Annotated in this window: 21 protein-coding genes; 4 read left to right on the forward strand and 17 right to left on the reverse strand. The window is 63.6% G+C overall.

Translation table 11 applies throughout. The features are described 5' to 3' along the window. Complete coding sequence (locus tag AC07UC_RS09765; protein WP_494905391.1) at positions 1-348, reverse strand: GFA family protein; 348 nt, start codon at positions 346-348, stop codon at positions 1-3. Between the two features lie 200 nt (positions 349-548). Between AC07UC_RS09765 and AC07UC_RS09770 the strand changes: the two genes are divergently transcribed. Beyond that, a complete protein-coding gene (locus AC07UC_RS09770) occupies positions 549-1,844 on the forward strand; it encodes an amidase (RefSeq protein ID WP_494905393.1) in 1,296 nt (431 codons plus the stop codon). 25 nt (positions 1,845-1,869) lie between these two features. Here the strand turns inward: AC07UC_RS09770 and AC07UC_RS09775 are convergent, their stop codons facing one another. Genes AC07UC_RS09775 through AC07UC_RS09795 form a run of 5 tightly spaced genes read right to left on the reverse strand, consistent with a single transcriptional unit; the run spans position 1,870 to position 6,132 of the window. Next, positions 1,870-2,259 carry a hypothetical protein gene (locus tag AC07UC_RS09775; protein ID WP_494905395.1) on the reverse strand — a complete coding sequence of 130 codons (390 nt, stop codon included), beginning with the start codon at positions 2,257-2,259 and terminating at the stop codon, positions 1,870-1,872. 41 nt (positions 2,260-2,300) lie between these two features. After that, positions 2,301-3,293 carry a hydroxyacid dehydrogenase gene (locus AC07UC_RS09780; RefSeq protein WP_494905397.1) on the reverse strand — a complete coding sequence of 331 codons (993 nt, stop codon included), beginning with the start codon at positions 3,291-3,293 and terminating at the stop codon, positions 2,301-2,303. 2 nt (positions 3,294-3,295) lie between these two features. Further along, on the reverse strand, positions 3,296-4,012 hold the full coding sequence (locus AC07UC_RS09785; RefSeq protein ID WP_140772164.1) for a FadR/GntR family transcriptional regulator: 717 nt from the start codon (positions 4,010-4,012) through the stop codon (positions 3,296-3,298). A gap of 2 nt (positions 4,013-4,014) precedes the next feature. Next, positions 4,015-5,184, reverse strand: a complete 1,170-nt coding sequence (locus AC07UC_RS09790; protein ID WP_056568326.1) for a mandelate racemase/muconate lactonizing enzyme family protein — start codon at positions 5,182-5,184, stop codon at positions 4,015-4,017. A gap of 60 nt (positions 5,185-5,244) precedes the next feature. Further along, positions 5,245-6,132 carry a sugar phosphate isomerase/epimerase family protein gene (locus AC07UC_RS09795; RefSeq protein ID WP_140772162.1) on the reverse strand — a complete coding sequence of 296 codons (888 nt, stop codon included), beginning with the start codon at positions 6,130-6,132 and terminating at the stop codon, positions 5,245-5,247. Positions 6,133-6,533: 401 nt separating this feature from the next. On the opposite strand from AC07UC_RS09795, the gene AC07UC_RS09800 reads away from it, so the two are divergent. From AC07UC_RS09800 to AC07UC_RS09810, 3 genes are all read left to right on the forward strand, one after another. After that, the gene (locus AC07UC_RS09800) at positions 6,534-7,589 is read left to right on the forward strand and encodes a sugar phosphate isomerase/epimerase family protein (RefSeq protein ID WP_494905400.1); all 1,056 of its coding nucleotides are present in this window, start codon (positions 6,534-6,536) and stop codon (positions 7,587-7,589) included. Between the two features lie 147 nt (positions 7,590-7,736). After that, entirely contained in the window at positions 7,737-8,924 is a 1,188-nt protein-coding gene (locus AC07UC_RS09805) for a Gfo/Idh/MocA family protein (protein WP_494905402.1), read from the forward strand. A 173-nt stretch (positions 8,925-9,097) separates the two neighbouring features. Next, positions 9,098-9,949 carry a sugar phosphate isomerase/epimerase family protein gene (locus AC07UC_RS09810; protein WP_494905404.1) on the forward strand — a complete coding sequence of 284 codons (852 nt, stop codon included), beginning with the start codon at positions 9,098-9,100 and terminating at the stop codon, positions 9,947-9,949. 87 nt (positions 9,950-10,036) lie between these two features. Here the strand turns inward: AC07UC_RS09810 and phnE (AC07UC_RS09815) are convergent, their stop codons facing one another. The 11 genes from phnE (AC07UC_RS09815) to AC07UC_RS09865 all read right to left on the reverse strand — a co-directional run bounded on the left by phnE (AC07UC_RS09815) (position 10,037) and on the right by AC07UC_RS09865 (position 20,026). After that, positions 10,037-11,413 carry a phosphonate ABC transporter, permease protein PhnE gene (phnE, locus tag AC07UC_RS09815; protein WP_494905406.1) on the reverse strand — a complete coding sequence of 459 codons (1,377 nt, stop codon included), beginning with the start codon at positions 11,411-11,413 and terminating at the stop codon, positions 10,037-10,039. 95 nt (positions 11,414-11,508) lie between these two features. Next, a complete protein-coding gene (gene phnE, locus AC07UC_RS09820; protein ID WP_140772155.1) occupies positions 11,509-12,465 on the reverse strand; it encodes a phosphonate ABC transporter, permease protein PhnE in 957 nt (318 codons plus the stop codon). Between the two features lie 56 nt (positions 12,466-12,521). After that, a complete protein-coding gene (gene phnD / locus AC07UC_RS09825; protein ID WP_140772153.1) occupies positions 12,522-13,430 on the reverse strand; it encodes a phosphonate ABC transporter substrate-binding protein in 909 nt (302 codons plus the stop codon). 102 nt (positions 13,431-13,532) lie between these two features. Beyond that, positions 13,533-14,390, reverse strand: coding sequence for a phosphonate ABC transporter ATP-binding protein (gene phnC / locus AC07UC_RS09830; RefSeq protein ID WP_494905409.1), 858 nt, complete (start codon positions 14,388-14,390; stop codon positions 13,533-13,535). Between the two features lie 233 nt (positions 14,391-14,623). Continuing rightward, the gene (locus AC07UC_RS09835) at positions 14,624-15,334 is read right to left on the reverse strand and encodes a DUF1868 domain-containing protein (RefSeq protein WP_494905411.1); all 711 of its coding nucleotides are present in this window, start codon (positions 15,332-15,334) and stop codon (positions 14,624-14,626) included. Between the two features lie 103 nt (positions 15,335-15,437). After that, a complete protein-coding gene (locus AC07UC_RS09840; RefSeq protein ID WP_494905413.1) occupies positions 15,438-16,055 on the reverse strand; it encodes a DapH/DapD/GlmU-related protein in 618 nt (205 codons plus the stop codon). Further along, on the reverse strand, positions 16,052-16,759 hold the full coding sequence (gene phnL / locus AC07UC_RS09845) for a phosphonate C-P lyase system protein PhnL (RefSeq protein WP_140772145.1): 708 nt from the start codon (positions 16,757-16,759) through the stop codon (positions 16,052-16,054). Before phnL ends, AC07UC_RS09840 begins: the two co-directional genes overlap by 4 nt. A gap of 69 nt (positions 16,760-16,828) precedes the next feature. Beyond that, positions 16,829-17,605 carry a phosphonate C-P lyase system protein PhnK gene (phnK, locus tag AC07UC_RS09850; RefSeq protein WP_013892928.1) on the reverse strand — a complete coding sequence of 259 codons (777 nt, stop codon included), beginning with the start codon at positions 17,603-17,605 and terminating at the stop codon, positions 16,829-16,831. Then, positions 17,602-18,501 carry an alpha-D-ribose 1-methylphosphonate 5-phosphate C-P-lyase PhnJ gene (locus AC07UC_RS09855; protein ID WP_494905416.1) on the reverse strand — a complete coding sequence of 300 codons (900 nt, stop codon included), beginning with the start codon at positions 18,499-18,501 and terminating at the stop codon, positions 17,602-17,604. Before AC07UC_RS09855 ends, phnK begins: the two co-directional genes overlap by 4 nt. Next, entirely contained in the window at positions 18,498-18,917 is a 420-nt protein-coding gene (gene fosX / locus AC07UC_RS09860) for a FosX/FosE/FosI family fosfomycin resistance hydrolase (protein ID WP_494905418.1), read from the reverse strand. The genes AC07UC_RS09855 and fosX overlap by 4 nt, the downstream gene beginning before the upstream one ends. Then, complete coding sequence (locus AC07UC_RS09865) at positions 18,914-20,026, reverse strand: carbon-phosphorus lyase complex subunit (RefSeq protein ID WP_494905420.1); 1,113 nt, start codon at positions 20,024-20,026, stop codon at positions 18,914-18,916. Before AC07UC_RS09865 ends, fosX begins: the two co-directional genes overlap by 4 nt. Between the last annotated feature and the right edge of the window lies 1 nt (position 20,027).

Here is a 20,027-nt window from a genome sequence, read left to right on the forward strand (position 1 = left end):
TCAGGCCGAACGCCCGTCGAAATCGAAGACCGGCAAGGTGGACGGGTCGATATCGGCGACGCAGTTGAGGTTGATGTAAGCGTTGCGTTCGCCGCTTTCGCGGATATCCTCGGCGAAAGGGTGGATGCCGCAGGTGCGGCAGAAGCGGTGCGCCATGGTGTGGCTGCCGAATGTGTAGGTGCCCAGATCATCGCCCCAGGCCAGGACCGTCAGGCTCTCATGCGGGATGGCGCACAGCAGGGCGCCCTTGCGTGAGCAGATCGAACAATTGCACCTGATGGCACCGGTCAGTTCCGCCTTGAATTCCAGGCCGACCTTGCCGCAGTGACAGCTGCCTTTGTACAGCATCAGTATCTTCCTATCGCTGGCAGGTGCAAAGGCACGCTGGCCGGGTTATCCCTTTCGCAGGCCCAACCGGCTGCGTTAAGTCTTTGTTTTTTCGCAATTCCCAAGGGCAAAGCGCCATGCGCTTTGCCCGGGGAAAACCGCACACACTTTTCCTGGAATTGCTTTAAAGACGTTGCATTCTGGCGGAGTCCGACATCGACATGCAATCCATCCGTGACCGTCTCGAAATCATCCTGTCACGTCTTGCCAATCGTGCGGCCGACGAGAAGGTCTTCACCAGGCTCTATGCCGAACCCGCGCGGGCCGCGGCGGCCGCCAGCGATGCCCGCAAGCGCGCCGGTGTGACGCTTGGGCCGCTCGACGGCACCATCGTCTCGATCAAGGATCTGTTCGATGTCGCGGGCGAACAAACGACGGCGGGCTCGCTGATGCTCAGAACCGCCGCGCCCGCGTCGGGTGACGCCGCCATCGTCCTTCGTCTGCGGCAAGCCGGTGCGGTCATCATCGGCAAGACCAACATGACCGAATTCGCCTTCACCGCGATCGGCGACAACATGCACTACGGCACGCCAGGCAATGCCGCTGACGCCACCCGCATCCCCGGCGGTTCGTCGTCCGGCGCCGGCGTTTCCGTCGGCGAGGGGACGAGCGACGTCTCGATCGGATCCGACACCGGCGGGTCGATCCGCATTCCTGCCGCGCTCAATGGCGTCGTCGGCTTCAAGCCGACGGCGCGGCGCGTGCCGCTGGCCGGCGCCTTTCCGCTGTCTGGCACCTTGGACTCGATCGGGCCGCTTGCCCGAACCGTCGCGCAATGTGCCGCCACCGATGCCGTGATGGCCGGCGAGGTGCCGACCGAGCTGGTGGCCGTATCGCTCGCGGGACTTCGCGTTGGTGTGCCGCGCGGCGTTCTTTTCGGCGACACGGAAGGTGAGGTCATGACGTCGTTCGAGCGTTGTCTCGGCAAGATCGAACAGGCTGGCGCGCGCATTGCGGATCTGTCGATCGACGACATGATTGCCGATCTGCGCGCGGCGACCAAACGTGGCTCGATCGCTGCCATGGAAGGGGCCGAGGTGCATGCCGACTGGCTGGCGACAGGCGCATCGGCGCCAGTCGACCCGCATGTCAGCGGGCCTTTGTCGCGAGCGGCGATGCTGCCGGTGCCGGTCTATATCAGGGCCTTGCGCCGCCGCCGCGCGCTTGTCGCCGCCATGGATGAGCGGCTGACGGCGATCGATGTGCTGGCGCTGCCGACCACGCCGGTGGCGGCGCCGACCATCGTCTCCATGGCCGAGAATGCCGAGTTGCGCGATCACGTCGAAGGCCTGCTGTTGCGCAACACCCAGGTCGCCAACCAGTTCGACCTCTGCGCGATCTCGCTGCCGATGCCCGATATGGCGCTGCCGGCGGGGCTGATGCTGGTCGCACGCAATGGCCACGATCGGCATCTGCTGCGGATTGCCGCCGAGGTGGAGAGGCTGCTGGCTGATTGATCGGTAGGGAGCCGCGAATTGCGGATCAGTGTGACGAACAATGCTTGCGTTCGCTGTCCTTGGCGGTGCGCACGATGCGGGTCGCGACCAGCCAGGGCAGGCTGTGGTCCTTGCCGGTGATGGTCTGGGTGCGGTGCTCGATCGAGCCCCTGACGACGATCTCCCCGCTGTACAGCACGTCGGACTGATCCGTTATCGCCTTGTCGGCCTGCGGCAAACCGCTGGTGTCGATCGACACACCCTTGATGATCGTGCCAGTGGCAAGATCAAGCGCGCTGTTCGATGGGCAGGGCGCCTTGAAGCAGCGCAGCCCATTGTCACAATAGACATAGCTGCTCTCGGCTGCGGCGACTGCCGGCAAGGCGCAGATGGACGAGGCTGCGGCAATCAGAAATGCGAGGCGAAGACCGGACATGGCCGCACCGTCGCGAAGAATTGGGGCGAAACCGCGATGCTCTAGATGTCGAGTGGAAACCGTCTCCGGTAATGATCGACAACTTCCGGATTGCGCAGATTGACCGGTAGCTTGCCGGCCAGCACGAGCAAGGCTTCGCCCGCCGCGCCGACGCCCATGCGCATCATCGATTCCTCGGTAATCCCTGCCATATGCGGGGTGATGATGACGTTGTCGAAGCCGAAATAGGGATGATTGGACGGCAGCGGCTGCGTCGAGAACACGTCGAGCGCGGCGCCGCCGATGCGGCGCTCCCGCAAGGCCTCGATCAGGGCGTCGTCATCGACGACCGGCCCACGCGAAACGTTGATCAAAAGCGCGTTGGGTTTCATGCGGGCGATGCGCTCACGGCTGATCAGGCCACGCGTCTCCGGCGTCAGCGGACAGCACAGCACGATGATGTCGCTCTGCTCGACCAGCGCGTCGATCGACAGGAAGCCGACTTTGTCCGGCGCCGGCTGCATGCTGCGCGTCGTTGCCACCACCTTCAGGTCGAAACCATGCGCCGCGATATGGCCGACGGCCTGGCCGACGGCGCCGAGGCCGACGACGCCGATGGTCTTGCCGGCAAGCTCGATATTGGCGTTGGCATGCTCGCGTCCGGCGAGCCAGCCTTTGGCGCGCAGGTCGCGGTCGACCCTGCGGAATTGCCGCAGCAGCGCCAGCGCGGTGAACATGACGTGTTCTGCGACCGAGCGCGCATTGACCGCCGGCACGTTGGCCACCAGCACGCCGGCGGCGGCCGCCGCTTCCATTGGTATCATGTCGAGCCCGGCGCCATGGCGGATCGCCGCCCGCAGCTTCCAGGCACCCTCAAACAGGGCTGGTGGCAACGGCGCGCGCACGATGACGATGTCGGAATCCTTCGCCTCCCGGGTCAAGGTGGCGGCATCGAGGGCCGAAGCGATGACGAGTTGACCGGCACCGGCGAGCTTGGCCGAGGCGCGCGGGTGCAGCGGATGGGTCGACAGGATCTTTGGCACGGACTGGACCACGGTCAGGCCTTTTCGAGCGCCGGGCTCGCGGCAACCGCGTTGCCGCCCTCGATCAGCCCCTTCCAATAGCTCTCCGCGCCTTGAAGGTGGGCACTCATCAGCGCCTGGGCGAGGTTGCCGTCGCGGCGCAGCAGAGCCTCGTAGATCTGCACGTGCTCGGCATGCGAGCGAACGCTGCGTTCGGGATCGTTGAAGTAGATCGGCAGGCGCTGTTCGCCCATCAGATAGTAGACGCTGCAGATGTTGTGGAAGACGCTGTTCTTGGTGGCGCGAACGATCTCGAGGTGAAACTCGCGGTCTTCCTTGGCGAGGCCTTCGCCGGCGGCGATGCGCTCCTCGGAAGCCCTGAGGATTTCACGCAGCCGCTCGAAATTCTCCTCGGTGGCGCGCGAGCAGGCAAGCTCGGCGGCCTTGATTTCGTGGATCTTGCGCAACTCGACCGTCTCGTAGATCTGCAGCGGATCGAGCGGCAGGCCGGCGCGCGCGAACAGGGCCAGCGCCTCGACGCTCGCCTGCTTGGTGTCGATGTAGATGCCGGACTTCGCCCGACGCTCGACGATGCGCATGGCTTCCAGAATGGCCAGCGCCTCGCGGATCTGGCCGCGGCTGACGCCGAAATGCTCGGCCAGTTCACGCTCCGACGGCGTGCGGCCGGTCTCGCTGTCCGAGTGGGAGAACAGATAGGCGGCGAGTTCCGCGAGGAGGTTCTTTTCTTTCATCGTCAACTGCGTTGCGCGTGCGCCTCCAGGAATCGCTCAGAAATGGTGAACCCCAATCCGGGCTTTTCCGGGATCGCTATCATACCGTCCGTTGCTTCGACAGTCTCTTCGATCAGATCATGGATCATCGGGTTGGCGCCGAGCGAATATTCGACGATGAAACTCGACGGCGAGGCGGCGCAGACATGCAAGCCGGCGAAGAAGCAGGGCGCGCCGGCCCACAGATGTGGCGCAAAGCGCAGATTGAAGGCGCTGGCGATGGTGCCGATCTTCATCGCCTCGCTGATGCCGCCGCAGAAGGCGGGATCGGGCTGGAAGATATCGGCTGATTTGAGCACGGCAAGATCGCGGAAGGCGTAACGCGTCGCCTCACTCTCGCCGGTGGCGATCGGAACAGCGCCGGAGGCCCGCACTTCCGCCATGCCCGGCTTGTCGTCGGCAATGATCGGCTCCTCGAACCAGGCGAGATCGAGGTCGTTGACAAGGTGGATGAAGCGCTTGGCTTCCGCCACCGTATAGGTGCCGTGGGCGTCGACCATCAGTTCGACATCGGGGCCGAGCGCCTGGCGTGCGGCGCGCACACGGGCGGCGGAGACGTGTGCTGCCCCATCCATGGCGCCGACCCGCATCTTCAGCGCCTTGAAGCCGCCCCGGGCTATGTAGGATTTCAATTGCTCGCCGATGGCATCCGCGGACGCCCAGCCGCCCGAGGCATAGGCCTGCATGCGGTCGACCTTGCGGCCGCCGAGCAGCCGCCAGACCGGCACGCCGAGCGACTTGCCCAGGATGTCCCAGAGCGCGATGTCAATCGCGCTGATGGCGGCGATGCTCATGCCGCGCCGGGCGAGCTGCGGCATGGCGTGGCCGGTGCGCGCGGCACTGTCGTGGCGCACGCCGTTGTAGAGCATCTCCCAGATGATTCCGATATCGGCCGGATCCCGGCCGATCAGCTGCGGGCCGACCTCATGGTTCAGCATGTGGACGAGGGCGCCGTAGCTGCCGGCGCTGCCGGCGGCGTTCTTGCCTTCGCCCCAGCCGACCAGCCCGTCATCGGTTTCGATGCGCAGGATGGCGGCGTCGAAGGTCGTCACCTGGCCGAAGTCGCTGCGGTGCTGCCGAGCGGCTTCGATCGGGATGCGGACCCACCAGGCTTGGACGGTCTTGATGCGCATGTTTTTCCCCAGCCCTGCCGCCGGTCAGGGCGGAAGGGCAAATTTCCCAAAAAGTGTCGACTACTTGATCAGCGGCAGCAGCGTTTCGGCGGTGATGCGCATCTGGTCGGTGTAGAATTTCTCGGTCAGCACGCTGGAGCCGTGATCCTGGATGAATTTCAGCTGCTCAGGCGAGATATCGACCGGGTGGCGCTCGACCATTTCGGGATAGGGCGCCGCCGGCGTGCGGTCGACCGGAGCGACGAACTCGTTGGTCAGCGCGCCGTCGTAGCCAACTTCCTTCAAGGTGGCGACGATCTTCGGCCAGTCGATCTGGCCGAGGCCGGCGGCGAAGCGGTTGTTGTCGGCGACATGGAAGTCGAACAGCCGCTTTCCGATCTTACGGATGGCGTCGTAGACGTTAAATTCCTCCATGTGGATGTGGTAGGCGTCGAGGCAGACGCCGCATTCGGGGCTCACGGCATCGGCCAGCGCCAGCGCCTGGGCGCCACGATTGAACAGGTAGGTCTCGAAGCGGTTGAGCGGTTCGACGGCGATCTTGACGCCGACCTTCTTGGCATGGGTGAAGCACTCGCGGGTCGCGTCGACCACCCACTTCCATTCCTCTTCCTCGGTGCCGTCCGGCACCACCTTGCCGACGGTGGCGGGGACGAGCGTGATGATCTCGCCGTCAAGCTCGCTGACCATGGTCAGCACGTCCTTGACGTACTGCACCGAGCGCTCGCGCTGGCCCTGGTTCTTGGCGGCAAGGTTGCGTTCGCCCAGCATCAAGGTCACCGCGCCCCAGCAGCGGATGCCATGCTCCTTCAGCAGCGCCCGCGTCTCCTTGGTCTTGTACTGTTCGGGCTCACCGGAAATCTCTATCGACTCATAGCCGAACTTCTTGATGCGCTTGAGGGTAGTCTCCAGGGGTTCCGCGCGCATCCAGTTGTGCGTCGAAAGATGCATGGTCTGTCCTTCCCAAATTCGTCCGTATGGTTTGCCTGCGACATGCATCGCCGAAAGGCGACGCAAGGGTTCCTCCCCAAGGCACCCCCAGCCTTTTCCTGCAAACTGGTTCGACCAATTGGGCCTGAAGTGAGGTCTACAGCAAATTGCCTGGAACGGCAAGAAGTGCGGAAGCGCAACTTCTTGTGTGAATTATTCCATTGATTGTATTGCGATATATGACGATATTTCGGGTGTGCCGACGGCTTTGAAGATGCATTGCGAGGCTTGACCAAATTCCGCTATTTGGTAATACCAGAATGGCAGTGCCTGCAAAGCGCCCGGTGCGAAAAGACCAAAATGGCTGGCCCTGCTTCCAATCGGCGCTATGCTTGGTCGCGACAAAATGAGGGAGGATGCCGATGCCGACGACAATGAAGGGCCCTGGGCTGTTTCTGGCGCAGTTCGCGGGTGACGCGGCGCCATTCAATTCGCTGGCCTCGATCACCAAATGGGCCGCCGGTCTCGGCTATAAAGGCGTGCAGATCCCGACCTGGGACGGGCGCCTGTTCGACCTCAAGAAGGCAGCCTCTTCCAAGACCTATTGCGACGAGGTCAAGGGCATCTGTGCCGATGCCGGCGTCGAGATCACCGAACTGTCGACGCATCTGCAGGGGCAGTTGGTGGCGGTACATCCGGCCTATGATACGCAGTTCGACGGCTTCGCACCGGCCTCGGTCCACAACAATCCCAAGGCGCGGCAGAAATGGGCGGTCGAGCAGATGAAGTTCGGCGCCAAGGCATCGCGCAATCTCGGGCTGAATGCCTCGGTGTCGTTTACCGGTTCGCTGGCTTTCCCTTATCTCTATCCGTTCCCGCAGCGGCCGGCCGGACTGATCGAGGAGGCCTTTGGCGAACTCGGCAAACGCTGGAAGCCGATCCTCGATGTGTATGAGGACAATGGCGTCGATGTCGGCTACGAAATTCATCCCTCCGAGGACGTGTTCGACGGCACCACCTTCGAGATGTTCCTCGATGCGGTCGGCGGCCACAAGCGCTGCAACATCAACTACGACCCGTCGCACTTCCTCCTGCAGCAGCTCGACTATCTCGAATTCATCGACATCTACCACGAGCGCATCAAGGCGTTCCACGTGAAGGACGCCGAGTTCAATCCGACCGGCCGGCAAGGCGTCTATTCCGGCTATCAGAGCTGGACCAACCGCGCCGGCCGCTTCCGCTCGCTCGGTGACGGGCAGGTGGATTTCGGCGGCATCTTCTCCAAGCTGACGCAGTACAATTATGATTCCTGGGCGGTCCTGGAGTGGGAGTGCTGCCTGAAGCATCCCGAAGACGGCGCGGCCGAAGGCGCACCCTTCATCCAGCACCACATCATCCGCGTGACGGAAAAGGCATTCGACGACTTTGCCGGCGGCACCACCGACAAGAAGCTGCTGCGCGCGATGATGGGCATCTAGCGCGGCTTGCCCCTCCCCTCGAGGGGAGTGGCCCGAAGGGCCGGGTGAGGTCGGTTCGTGCCGAACTCCGCCTCTACGACCCCACCAGATCCGCTGCGCGGATCGACCCCTCCTCGAGGAGAGGTAAATAGCACCAGGGAGAAGAACATGGTCGGCGCATCGAAGTCGGAAACGGGAGGCGGCCCGATCCGCTACGGCATGGTCGGCGGCGGGCAAGGCGCCTTCATCGGCGCGGTGCACCGCATCGCGGCGCGCATGGACAATGATTTCTTGCTGGTTGCCGGCGCACTGTCGTCCGACCCGGCGCGTGCCAAGGCTTCGGCCGCCGAACTCGGCCTCGATCCGGACCGCAGCTACGCGTCCTACGCCGAGATGGCCAAGGCCGAGGCGAAGCGTCCCGACGGCATCGAGGCGGTGGCCATCGTCACGCCCAACAATGTGCATGTGCCGGCAGCCAAGGCCTTCCTCGAGGCCGGCATCCACGTGATCTGCGACAAGCCGCTGGCGACGACGCTGGCCGAGGCGAAGAAGCTCGCCGCGGTCGTCGAGAAGACCGGCAAGGTGTTCGTGCTGACCCACAATTATACCGCCTATCCGATGGTGCGGCAGGCACGCGAAATGGTGGCAAAGGGCGTGCTCGGCGACATCCGCATCGTGCAATCGGAATATCCGCAGGACTGGCTGACCGAGGATCTCGCCGCCACAGGCCAGAAGCAGGCCTCATGGCGCGGCGATCCCAAGCAGGCGGGCGCTGGTGGCGCGCTGGGCGATATCGGCACCCATGCCTACAATCTCGCCCGCTTCGTCTCCGGGCTGGAGCTCGATTCGCTGTCGGCCGATCTCGATGCCTTCGTGCCGGGGCGGCTGCTCGACGACAATGTCAACGTCATGCTGCGCTTCAAGCCCGCCGGCAAGACGCATCCCGCCAAGGGCATGATCTGGGCGAGCCAGGTGGCGCCCGGACACGAAAACGGACTGAAGCTGCGTATCTATGGTTCGAAGGGCGGGCTGGAATGGGTGCAGGCCGACCCGAACTATCTCTGGTACACGCCGTTCGGCCAGCCCAAGCAGTTGATCACGCGCAACGGTGCCGGCGCGCTGCCGGTCGCGGGCCGTGTCAGCCGCGTTCCGTCAGGTCATCCCGAGGGCTATCTCGAAGGCTTCGCCAATATCTATCAGGAGGCGGCGCGCGCCATCCGCGCGGCGCGCCGCAAGGGTGGCAAGCCGGCAAAGGAGGTCGTCTTCCCGACCATCCAGGACGGCGTCGAAGGCATGGCCTTCATCGAGGCCTGCGTGAAGTCGTCGAAGAAGAATGGAGCGTGGACCAAGCTCTGACCGGAATGCCGATCTTCAGGTGATGCCGGCCTGCAAATGACAGTTTCCTGTGCTTCCGGTGCCCGCGTACGAAAAGTACGCTCCGCTCCGGTTCCCGGAAACCACCATTTTCGGCTCGGCCTGACCTGAAGCTCAACACCCCGGTAGGGCCTAAAAAGGGGGGAGGGGCGTCGATGAAAATCGGCATGTGCATGTTCTTGTGGACGACCGCGGTGTCGAAGAAGCACGAGCCACTGCTTCGCGACATCAAGGCCACCGGTTTCGACGGTGTCGAGATTCCGATCTTTGCCGGCATGCCCGACGACTACAGGAAGCTCGGCGAACTGCTCGACCGCATCGGCTTGGAACGGACCGCGGTATCTGCGATGGGCGATCCCTCAATGAACCTGATCTCGGCCGATGCCGCGACCCGCAAGGCGGGTGTCGAGTACATGAAATGGGCTGTCGATTGCGCCGACGCGCTTGGCGCAAGGACGCTCAGCGGACCGCTGCATTCGACGCTGGGCGCGTTTTCCGGCTCCGGGCCGACGGCCGCCGAGAAGAACCGTTCCGTCGCCTCGCAGCGCGCCATTGGCGACCACGCCGGCAAGCGCAACGTCACCATCGGGCTGGAGGCGCTGAACCGCTTCGAATGCTATCTTCTCAACACGATGGCTGATCTGTCGGAGCACATCGATGCCATCGACCGGCCGCACATCAAGGCGATGTACGACACCTTTCATGCCAATATCGAGGAGGCCGACCCGATCGGCGCCTATACGAAGCACCACAGGAATGTCGTGCACATCCACATATCGGAAAATGATCGCGGCGTGCCGGGGCGCGGCAATATTCCGTGGAAAGAGACGTTCGCCGCGATCCGCAAGAGCGGCTATGACGACTGGCTGACGATCGAGGCGTTTGGGCGCTCGCTGAAGGATTTGGCGGCGGCGACCAAGGTGTGGCGCGATTTCTCGGAAACGCCGGAAGCGGTTTATCGCGAGGGCTACAAGCATATCAAGAACGGGTGGAAGAAAGCGGCTTAGGGTGTCGGGACGCCGTCTGACGAGCGCCGGCAGGACAGAGGGGGCGCTGTCCCGCCGACCTCTCCTAATCGTGCACCACAGGACGACCTAACCCTGCTCGGCCTGGATCCGGTTGTAGTCGTGGATCGTGCGGCTCAGCCGCCGGCGCAGGAAGTTGGATATGTTGTCGAAGATGAAGACGACGAGCAGGATCAGCAGCACCATGTAGAAGACGTTGGCCCAGTTGGAGTTGGTGCGCATCGCTTCCCACAATTTCAGGCCGATGCCGCCGGCGCCGACGGCGCCGATGATGGTGGCGCCCCTGGTGTTGGATTCCCACTGGTAGAGGGTCTGGCTGATGAAGACCGGAATGACTTCCGGCATCACACCGTAGCGCTGCACTAGGAGACCGTTGGCGCCAGTCGACAACACACCTTCGCGCGGCTTGTCGTCGATGTTTTCCAGCGCCTCGGAATAGGTTTTGCCGAGCGTGCCGATCTCGGTGAAGAAGATCGCGGCACTACCAGCGAGCGGGCCGGGGCCGAAGGCGCGGGTGAAGAACAAGGCCCAGATCAGCATGTCGACCGAGCGCATGAAGTCGAAGAAGCGCTTGAGGACCTGGCCGAGCACGCCGCTCGGCGTGATGTTGCGGGCGGCGAAGAAGGCAAGCGGGAAGGCGACGATGCCGCCGAGCAGGGTGCCCAGAAACGCCATGACGATGGTTTGCAAAAGCTTCGTCCAGACGTCGCCGTGTTGCCACTGGGCGTTGTTCCAGATGTTGTCGCCGGCCAGCGCCAGGTTCGACGTGCCCGGCTTCAGCTCGGGCCCCGACACGATCAGCGAGAGCACTTCGCCCGCCGATTTGCCGAAGAAGGGCGAGCGTGTGTCGAAGACGAAATTCGCCCAGCCGAGGAAGCGCTTGCGCACCTTGACGCGGTCTACGGTGACACGCACCTCGCCGACGAAGCCCATCTTGGCGACCACCTCGTCGTCATGCGCGGTGATCCAGTCCGGCACCGGACCTGATATCACCGGCTTGCCGCTGGTCAGCGCAACAGGCACGGTCTCGCCGTTGGCCGTGATCGTCGCCTGCGCCTTGTCGAAGGTGACGGATTTTGCCGGGCCGTCGATCAGCACGGTGAAGGTGCCGTCCGGGTTCTTGATCACCCAGTCGGGGTTCGGGTTCTCGCCAAGGGCCGAAAAACGCGGGTATTTTGGCGTGATCTCCGGCTGGTCGAGGCGGAATTCCGGCTGCAAATCGTAGCTGATCCATTGTGTCAGGAAGAGCGGCAGACGCTCCCAGTGCGATTCCCGCAGCACTTGCGGCAGGTTGAAGAACCACAGGACATAGATGAGGTAAGTCAGGATGCCGACAAACAGAAAGAGCGGGGCGAAGCGCTTGTGCAACGGCCGCCGGAACACCTGGGGATAGCGCTCCTCGATCGACAGCATTTCCTCGGCGGTCATGGTCGTTTGTCTTTCCATTTGGCCATGACCTCTTGGACAAAACGGTTCCCGTTTGTCCGAGAAAACCGGATGCCACTTTTCGCTAACGCGGTCCTTCGGTTCGGGGTCATGGCCTAAGCCCCCATCAGAAAGGCTTGCTCGCCGACCAGCTTGCGGCGCAGCCAGGCGGAAAACTGGTCGATGATGAAGATGGTCGTGAACAAGAGCAGCACCAGCGCCAGTGTCTTGGCGCCGAAGCCGCGCGAGATGGAGAGCTTCAACTCCTCGCCGATGCCGCCGCCGCCGACGGCGCCGATGATGGTCGAGGCGCGGACATTGATCTCGACGCGCAGCAGCGTGTAGGACGTGAAATTGGGCAGCACCTGCGGCAGGCCGGCAAAGCGCACCCGCTCGAACCAGTTGGCGCCGACCGCGCGAAGGCCTTCCTCGGCACGCATGTCGATGTTCTCGTTGATCTCGTAGAACAGCTTGCCGAGCGCGCCGATCGAATGCAGGCCGATGGCGATGATGGCGGCGATCGGACCGATGGAGACAATTGCCGCGAACAGGCCGGCAATGACGATCTCGGGGAAGGCGCGCAGCAGCTCCATGAAGCGCTTGACGATCAGCCGCAGCGCCGGATGGGGCGTCAGGTTGCGGGCCGCGATGAAGGAAAAGGGCACGGCGAAGATGAAGCCGATGAAGGTCGAAACCAGCGCCACGTTCACCGTGGTCAGCATCAGCTCGAAATATTCGGGAATGTAGAACCCGCCCCAGACATAGATGCGGCCGAGCGGGAAATTGTATTCCTGGGTGCCGGTATCATGCGGCGAGGCAATGTCGAACAGTGCCCGCCAGACGTCGTTCCAGTCCTTGGGGACCAGCCAGCTCAGGAAATCCAGGATATGCGGCAGCCGGTCGAAGAAGTGCCCTGCATTGGCTTCGTCGGCGAACCACATGCTGGCGAACATCGCGGCGAGCAGCAGGCCAACGCCGAGCACGGTATAGAGCCTGCGCAGCGACGTCTGGCGTCGCCAGGCATCGGCCATCGGATGAGGGGCGCCGGAGGGAGCTGTCACGGAAAGGGTCATGATCGGAGATGCAAAAAGGGCGGTGTTTTTGAACACCGCCCTTCTTGATTTCGCCGTTAGCCGCCGATGGCTGCCTTACGGGCTTCGACGATGACGTTGTAGAAATCCGGCTTCACCGGAACGTAGCCGGTGAAATCGCCACCTTCGACGCCTTCGAAGCAAGCCTTGTCCTTCTTCGGCAGTTCGGTGAAGAAGGCGGCGAGCTTGGCGGTCATCTCGTCGCCGAGCGCGGTGCGCACGACCAGCGGGCCGTTCGGGATCAGGCCCGAGCGCCAGACTTCGACGAAGTCGTTCGGGTCGACAGCACCCTTGGCGACGACCTTGTGGAAGGTGCCGGAGGTGAAGCCGTTCTTGAAGTCGCCGATGCCCGAGGAATCGTCGACAGCGACATCGACCTTGCCGTCGCGCACGGCCAGGATGTTGTTCTCATGGCCGCCGTTGAACTGGGTCGAGGCGAAATAGGTCTCGTTGGAGGCGCCGGTGTCCTTCGGAATCTGGGTCAGCGGGATCAGGTAGCCGGAGGTCGAATCCGGATCGGCATAGCCGAGCTTCTTGCCCTTGGCCGACTTGATGTCGGTGATGCCGGAAGACTTGAGCGCCAGGCCGATCGAATAATAGCCGGTCGCGCCGTCGGTCTGCTGGGTGGTGAGGATCGGGGTGACCGCCTTCGGATCCTTGATATAGACGCTGGCATAGCCGGAGGCGCCGAGTTCGGCGAAGTCGAGCGTGCCACCGAGCAGGCCCTGGATGACGCCGTCATAGTCGGCGGCGGGGAACAGCGAGACCTTCTCGAAGCCGAATTCGGCCTTCAGATGGTCGGCCAGGCACTGGTAGTTGCGCAGCCGGTCGGTTTCGTTTTCACCGCCGAGGATGCCGACGCGGAATTCCTTCAGATCGGCGGCGTGGGCCATGCTGGTCGCCATGGCGAGCACCGAAACGGCGCCGAAAACCATTTTCCTGAACATTTGATGTCTCTCCTGTAAGTTCCGGCCCCGCGCCGGCAACGTTCTTGATCTTGACAAATGCCCTTCACGCGGGCGGACGATCCAGGCCGCTCTTTCTTGAACTCAGTAACCCGGGAATGCGGGTTCGAGCGGTCCGGCGGATGCTGCGATCTTTTGCTTGAAGGCAACGCTGGTGGAGGTGATGGCCTCCGATATCTCCGCGCCATTGCTGTCGGCGCCATAGACGAGGCGCACGGCCTCACGGTTCAGCTCTTCGGGCGGGCCGTCGAAGACGACCTTGCCGGCGGCCATGCCGATGATGCGGTTGCAATAGGCGCGCGCGGTATCGAGCGTATGCAGATTGGTGACGACGGTGATGCCTTCGCGCAGGTTGATGTCCTGCAGGGAATCCATCACCACCTTGGCGTTGAGCGGGTCGAGCGAGGCGATCGGCTCGTCGGCGAGGATAACCTTTGGCTGCTGCATCATGGCGCGGGCGATGGCGACGCGCTGCTGCTGTCCGCCTGACAGCGTGCCGGCTGGCTGCAGAGCGGTACGGGCGATGTCGAGCCGCTCCAGGGCGGCGACTGCCTCGGCGCATTCGGCGCGCGAAAACATGCCGAGAAGGTTCGACAGGGTCGAACGATGGTTCAACTTGCCGAGCAGCACATTGGTCAGCACATCGAGGCGCGGCACCAAGTTGAACTGCTGGAAGATCATGGCGCAGTCGCGCTGCCAGTGCCGCAACGGTGAGCCGCGCAACTGGGAGACCTCGGCGCCGTCAAAAAAAATCGACCCCTGGCTGGGGTCGACAAGACGGTTGATCATGCGAAGAAGGGTGGATTTGCCGGCGCCCGAACGGCCGATGACGCCGACCATCTGACCCTGCGGGATCGAGATGGTGACGTCGCTGACGGCGGTGTTCTTGCCAAATCGTCGGCTGACACCGCGGATTTCGAGCGTGGCAGAGCTTGCTGACATGGGCTGGTTCCAGTCCGGTCCATATTGATCGTCAGGCATTCGCCTAACGCAGCCACATGAACCTGCCGTGTCGCCAGCATGTCAGTTTTGTTACGCTCCACAGGCTTGGCGGCTGAAGCGCATCGCGCTGAAACGAATTCATGCGATGCGCTTCAGGTCTTTGTAATTATGCATATCGTTCTCCCAAAACCGAGGTCACTTTCGGGCGCCATGCATTGGCACCTTGCGGACAATCAGCCGAGCACCAGCAATTCCTCGAAATGCTTCATGTCGCGGAAAGCGCAGAAAGCGGGCGCCTTGATCTCGATTGTCGGAGCCTGCCTTGCGAAAAGCGCCAGGCAATCGTCGAACAGCGCCTGCCAGGCCGCGGCCCTGTCGTCGGCGAGACGCTGGATCTGGTAGGCGAAGGTGATGTGGAAGACGTAAGCGTCGTGATCGGGATGCCGGTAGCCGAACGGAACCGCCAGTGCATCGCGCCACTTACACATGACCCGCACATCCTCGTCCGTTGCGCCGGCAACGGTGAGGCCGGTCGGCACGACCTCGACCACCTTGATGTTGAAGGGGCCGAGCCCCTCGAAACCCTTCAGGCGTTCCAGATAAAGGCGAGTCATCGCATCGATGCTGGTGTCGAGCGGCACGTCCTGCGGCCAGTATGGCAGGCGGCGGCGATATTCGATGATGCCCTGGAATAGGGTCATGTGCAGGCTGGAGGCAGGCGTGAAGGCGAGCCGGTCGGCGTCAGGCATCGCCAGCATCTTCTCACGCACGCCAAGCACCACAGCCTCGGATGGCGAACCTCCGACCAGGTGGCTGACGACGGTGTTGCCTGGCTCGGTCAGAAAATTGCCTGAGGTGTCGTAGCGCGTGCCGAGATGCGCCGGCGGCATCGGATTGGAGCCGGCAAAGAATCCGGCGAGTGAGGGTTTGACTGTGTCGAGCATGGCGATCTCCTTGGGGAGATGGCGTCCTGTCCGAGTCCTGTGTCAAGGATGTGAACAGGCTCCCCGATGATGATGCAAGGGAGCCATCTTTGCTGGAACTGCCCTACCCCTCGTATTTCTCCAGGAACGCCTCGGCTGAAAGTTCGCGAAAATCGTCAAGTGACGCGCGCAGCCTGGCATGGTCCCAGTCCCACCAGGCAAGCGCCTGGTAGCGTTCGGCGGTGCGGCGGTCGAAGCGCTCGCGGATCGGCTTTGCCGGCACGCCGGCGACGATGGTGTAAGGCGCGACATCCTTCGACACGACGGCGCCGGCGCCAACCGCCGCGCCATCGCCGACAGTAACGCCGGGCAGGACGGTCGAACCGTGACCGAGCCAGGTGTCGTGGCCGATGCTGACGCGCTTGGCGCGGCGCTCAGCGAAGAACTCGCTCTCATGCTCGGCATCGTCCCAATAGTCCGAGGCGCGGTAGGTGAAATGGTGCAGCGTCGGCCGCCAGGTCGGGTGGTTGGTGGCGTTGAGGCGCACGCTTGCGGCGATGTTGGCGAACTTGCCGATCGTCGCGCACCAGACGGCGCAGTCCTGCATCATGTAGGAATAGTCGCCGAGTTCGCTTTCCGAGACCCGGCTGCGGTCGGCGATCTCGGTCCAGCGGCCAAGCGTCGAGTTGTGTACCTCCGCCGTCGGGTGGATCAGCGGCGTCTCCGACAATTTCCTGGTCATGCGGCGAGTTTTCCCGGAGCAAAGGCGGTGACGTCGATGATGCGGTCGGCAACCGCCTCGCGCACATCGTGATCGTGGAAGATGCCGAGCAGGGCGACATCCGCCGCCTTCTTGGCGGCGATGAGTTCGATCACCACGTCGCGGTTGGTGGCATCGAGCGAGGCGGTCGGCTCGTCGAGCAGCAGGATGGGGTGTTCGGTGATGAAGCCGCGCGCGATGTTGACGCGCTGCTGCTCGCCGCCGGAGAAGGTCGCCGGCGGCAGAGCCCAGAGTTTTTCCGGCAGGTTGAGCTTCGCCAGCAGTGCGCGCGCCTTGCCTCTGGCCGCCTCGCGCTCCTCGCCGCGTTCGACCAGCGGCTCCGCGACGACATCAAGCGCCGAAACGCGCGGCACGGTGCGCAGGAACTGGCTGACATAGCCGATCGTTTGCCGGCGCACGGCAAGCACGGTGCGCGGGCTGGCATTGGCGAGATCGATCAGCCCGTCGTCGTGCCTGACGATGATCTGGCCTTCATCGACGGCATAGTTGCCGTAGAGCATCTTCAGGATCGAGCTCTTGCCTGCACCGGACGGGCCGCCTAGCACCGTGCATTCGCCAGCCTTGATCGAGAACGAGACGCCAGCGACGACGGGCAGCTTGATGCCGTCGCGCAGGTGCATGGTGAAGCTCTTGGCGACGTCGGAAACAACGAGCGGGGTTGGCATGATCAGTGTCCTTTGTCTTGCCGCATGATCCGGTCCGAAAACCGGCTTCCACTTTTCGGGATCATGCGGCTACACCTGCAAAATCGAGGAAACGAGAAGCTGCGTGTAAGGGGCGCGGGGATCGTCGAGGACGCGGTCGGTGAGTCCGCTTTCGACGACGCGGCCGTCCTTCATCACCATCATGCGCTGCGACAGAAGACGTGCGACGGCAAGGTCGTGGGTGACGACGATGGCCGCCAGCCCAAGATCGGTGACCAGCCCGCGCAGCAGATCAAGCAGGCGCGCCTGCACCGAGACGTCGAGGCCGCCGGTCGGCTCATCCATGAACACCAGCCGTGGCCCGGTGACGAGGTTGCGGGCGATCTGCAGGCGCTGGCGCATGCCGCCGGAAAAGGCGCGGGGCTCGTCGTCGATGCGGTCCTGCTCGATCTCGACGCGCGACAGCCAATCGACGGCCGTGGCGCGGATCTTGCCGTAGTGGCGGTCGCCGACCGCCATCAGCCGTTCGCCGACATTGGCGCCGGCCGATACCGTCATGCGCAGGCCATCGGCCGGGTTCTGGTGGACGAAGCCCCAGTCGGTGCGCATCAGGAAGCGGCGTTCGGCCTCGCTCATGCGGTAGAGCTCACGGAACTGGCCGTCACGCATGCGGTAGCTGGCGGTGCCGGAGGACGGCAGCAGCCGCGTCGACAGACAGTTGAGCAGCGTCGTCTTGCCGGAGCCGGATTCGCCGACGACAGCCAGGACTTCACCGGGCCACAGGTCGAAGGAGACGTTGTCGCAGCCGACGCGCGAACCGTAGAATTTGGAGAGCGCCGAGACGCGCAGCAACGGTTCGTCGGTCATTGTGCCGGCTCCATTTTTTCCGAGGCATGATGGGCATCGGGGGCAAGGTGGCCGCGATGGCCGTCGGCTCGCCGCTTCTCGCAGTGGTCGGTGTCGGAGCAGACGAACATGTGGCCGCCATGGTCATCGAGGATGACTTCGTCGAGATAGACATTCTCGGCGGCGCACAGTGCGCAGGGCTGGTCGAAGGTCTGCACCTCGAAGGGGTGATCCTCGAAGTCGAGGCTGACGACCTCGGTGAAGGGCGGCACCGCGTAGATGCGCTTTTCGCGGCCGGCGCCGAACAGCTGCAAGGCGGGCGAGCGGTGCATCTTGGGATTGTCGAATTTCGGCGTCGGCGAGGGGTCCATCACATAGCGGCCTTCGACCTTCACCGGATAGGCATAGGTGGTGGCGATGCGGCCGTGCTTGGCGATGTCCTCGTAAAGCTTCACATGCATGAGGCCGTATTCCTCCAGCGCATGCATTTTCCGCGTTTCCGTTTCGCGCGGTTCGAGGAAGCGCAGCGGCTCGGGGATCGGCACCTGGTAGACCAGCACCTGGCCCGCGGTCAGCGGATGCTCGGGGATGCGGTGGCGGGTCTGGATGATGGTGGCGCTGGCGGTATCGGTGGTCACCGCGACATTGGCGACCTTCTTGAAGAAGGCGCGGATCGAGACCGCGTTGGTGGTGTCGTCGGCACCCTGGTCGATGACCTTCAGCACATCATCTGGGCCGATGATCGAGGCAGTGACCTGGACGCCGCCGGTGCCCCAGCCATAGGGCATCGGCATTTCGCGCGAAGCGAACGGCACCTGATAGCCGGGGATGGCGATGCCCTTGAGGATCGCCCGGCGGATCATCCGCTTGGTCTGCTCGTCGAGATAGGCAAAGTTGTAGGTGGCGATGTCGGTCATGATGCTGCCTCCAATCCCTTGGCATAGCGCTCCAGGCGGTCCGCAAGCGTGCCGGTGTGCAGTTCGAACATGTGATTGTCGTCGTCGTAGAAATAGATCGAGCGGCCTTCACCCTCGACGCGCGGACGCGGCGGACGCATGTCGAGGCCGAGCTTGGCGACACGCTCGGCGTAGTGGTCGAAATCGGTGTCATCGATCTTGAAGGCGATGTGGTTGTAGCTGCGCTCCGGCAGCGCCTCGCCTTCCATGATGGCGATCCAGATGTCGCCGATCAGGAAGAATTTTTCGCGCGACAGCGAGAACTGTTCGGCATCGCTGGCATAGACTTCGCGCGCTTCGAAAACTCCGGTCAGGATCTCGGTCATCCGGTCGAGATCCCTGACGATGAAGGTCATGTGGGACAGGCCTTCGATCATTCCGCTGCCTCCCGCTTTTCTTCAGCCTTGGCGGGGTTCTCCCGGGCCTCATACTCAGCGCGCATGCGGCGCACGAGGTCGAGTTCGGCCTGGAAGTCGACATAATGCGGCAGCTTCAGATGCTCGACGAAGCCGGTCGCCTGGACGTTGTCGGAATGCGAGATGACGAACTCCTCGTCCTGGGCGGCGGCGACTATGTCCTCGCCGAGTTCGGAGGCGCGCAGAGCCCGGTCGCAGAGCGCCATGGCCATCGCCTTGCGCTCGCTCTGGCCGAAGACGAGGCCGTAGCCGCGGGTGAATTGCGGCGGTGCCTTGGCCGATCCCTTGAACTGATTGACCATCTGGCATTCGGTGACCCGCACCGTGCCGAGCGGGGCGGCGAAAGGCAGTTCCGGAATGTCGAGTTCCAGCTCGACCTCGCCGATGCGGATTTCGCCGACGAAGGGATGGTTGCGGGCGTAGCCGCGCTGGGTGGAATAGCCGAGCGCCAGCAGGAAACCTTCGTCACCGCGCGACAGGGCCTGCAGGCGGATGTCGCGCGCCATCGGGAATTCCAGCGGCTCGCGGGTGATGTCGCCAGGGGCATGATCCTGCGGCATCTCGCCATCCGGTTCGATCAGGCCTTCGCGGGCGAGGATCGCCGAGACGCGCGGCATGGCCTGCGCTTCCGTCTCGCGCCGCAGGGGCTCGGCGACATCGGCGCCGGCGGCAAGCTCGGGATCGAGCAGCCGGTGGGTGTAGTCGAAGGTCGGGCCGAGAAGCTGGCCGCCGGGCAGGTCCTTGTAGGTTGCCGACACGCGCCGTTCGACCCGCATGGCGCCGGTGTCGATCGGTCTGGAATAGCCGAAGCGCGGCAGCGTGGTGCGATAGGCGCGCACCAGGAAGATCGCCTCGATCATGTCGCCGCGCGCCTGGACGATGGCAAGTGCCGCCAGTTCACGGTCATAGAGCGAGCCTTCGCTCATCACCCGATCGACGCCGAGCGACAGCTGCTCGACGATCTGGTCTAGACGCAGCGCGGGCACCGAACGGTCGCCGCGCCGGCGGTCGGCGAGGAGGCTGTGGGCATTGGCGATTGCGGCCTCGCCGCCTTTTACCGCGACATACATC

The organism is Mesorhizobium sp. GW821-FHT04C10 (genome assembly GCF_059420305.1).

Excerpts from the sequence above, each read along its gene's own strand:
- AC07UC_RS09765 (WP_494905391.1), bottom strand. The coding sequence starts at position 348 with ATGCTGTACAAAGGCAGCTGTCACTGCGGCAAGGTCGGCCTGGAATTC.
- AC07UC_RS09770 (WP_494905393.1), top strand. The coding sequence starts at position 549 with ATGCAATCCATCCGTGACCGTCTCGAAATCATCCTGTCACGTCTTGCC.
- AC07UC_RS09775 (WP_494905395.1), bottom strand. The coding sequence starts at position 2,259 with ATGTCCGGTCTTCGCCTCGCATTTCTGATTGCCGCAGCCTCGTCCATC.
- AC07UC_RS09785 (WP_140772164.1), bottom strand. The coding sequence starts at position 4,012 with ATGAAAGAAAAGAACCTCCTCGCGGAACTCGCCGCCTATCTGTTCTCC.
- AC07UC_RS09790 (WP_056568326.1), bottom strand. The coding sequence starts at position 5,184 with ATGCGCATCAAGACCGTCCAAGCCTGGTGGGTCCGCATCCCGATCGAA.
- AC07UC_RS09795 (WP_140772162.1), bottom strand. The coding sequence starts at position 6,132 with ATGCATCTTTCGACGCACAACTGGATGCGCGCGGAACCCCTGGAGACT.
- AC07UC_RS09800 (WP_494905400.1), top strand. The coding sequence starts at position 6,534 with ATGCCGACGACAATGAAGGGCCCTGGGCTGTTTCTGGCGCAGTTCGCG.
- AC07UC_RS09805 (WP_494905402.1), top strand. The coding sequence starts at position 7,737 with ATGGTCGGCGCATCGAAGTCGGAAACGGGAGGCGGCCCGATCCGCTAC.
- AC07UC_RS09810 (WP_494905404.1), top strand. The coding sequence starts at position 9,098 with ATGAAAATCGGCATGTGCATGTTCTTGTGGACGACCGCGGTGTCGAAG.
- phnE (WP_494905406.1), bottom strand. The coding sequence starts at position 11,413 with ATGGAAAGACAAACGACCATGACCGCCGAGGAAATGCTGTCGATCGAG.
- phnE (WP_140772155.1), bottom strand. The coding sequence starts at position 12,465 with ATGACCCTTTCCGTGACAGCTCCCTCCGGCGCCCCTCATCCGATGGCC.
- phnD (WP_140772153.1), bottom strand. The coding sequence starts at position 13,430 with ATGTTCAGGAAAATGGTTTTCGGCGCCGTTTCGGTGCTCGCCATGGCG.
- phnC (WP_494905409.1), bottom strand. The coding sequence starts at position 14,390 with ATGTCAGCAAGCTCTGCCACGCTCGAAATCCGCGGTGTCAGCCGACGA.
- AC07UC_RS09835 (WP_494905411.1), bottom strand. The coding sequence starts at position 15,334 with ATGCTCGACACAGTCAAACCCTCACTCGCCGGATTCTTTGCCGGCTCC.
- AC07UC_RS09840 (WP_494905413.1), bottom strand. The coding sequence starts at position 16,055 with ATGACCAGGAAATTGTCGGAGACGCCGCTGATCCACCCGACGGCGGAG.
- phnL (WP_140772145.1), bottom strand. The coding sequence starts at position 16,759 with ATGCCAACCCCGCTCGTTGTTTCCGACGTCGCCAAGAGCTTCACCATG.
- phnK (WP_013892928.1), bottom strand. The coding sequence starts at position 17,605 with ATGACCGACGAACCGTTGCTGCGCGTCTCGGCGCTCTCCAAATTCTAC.
- AC07UC_RS09855 (WP_494905416.1), bottom strand. The coding sequence starts at position 18,501 with ATGACCGACATCGCCACCTACAACTTTGCCTATCTCGACGAGCAGACC.
- fosX (WP_494905418.1), bottom strand. The coding sequence starts at position 18,917 with ATGATCGAAGGCCTGTCCCACATGACCTTCATCGTCAGGGATCTCGAC.
- AC07UC_RS09865 (WP_494905420.1), bottom strand. The coding sequence starts at position 20,026 with ATGTATGTCGCGGTAAAAGGCGGCGAGGCCGCAATCGCCAATGCCCAC.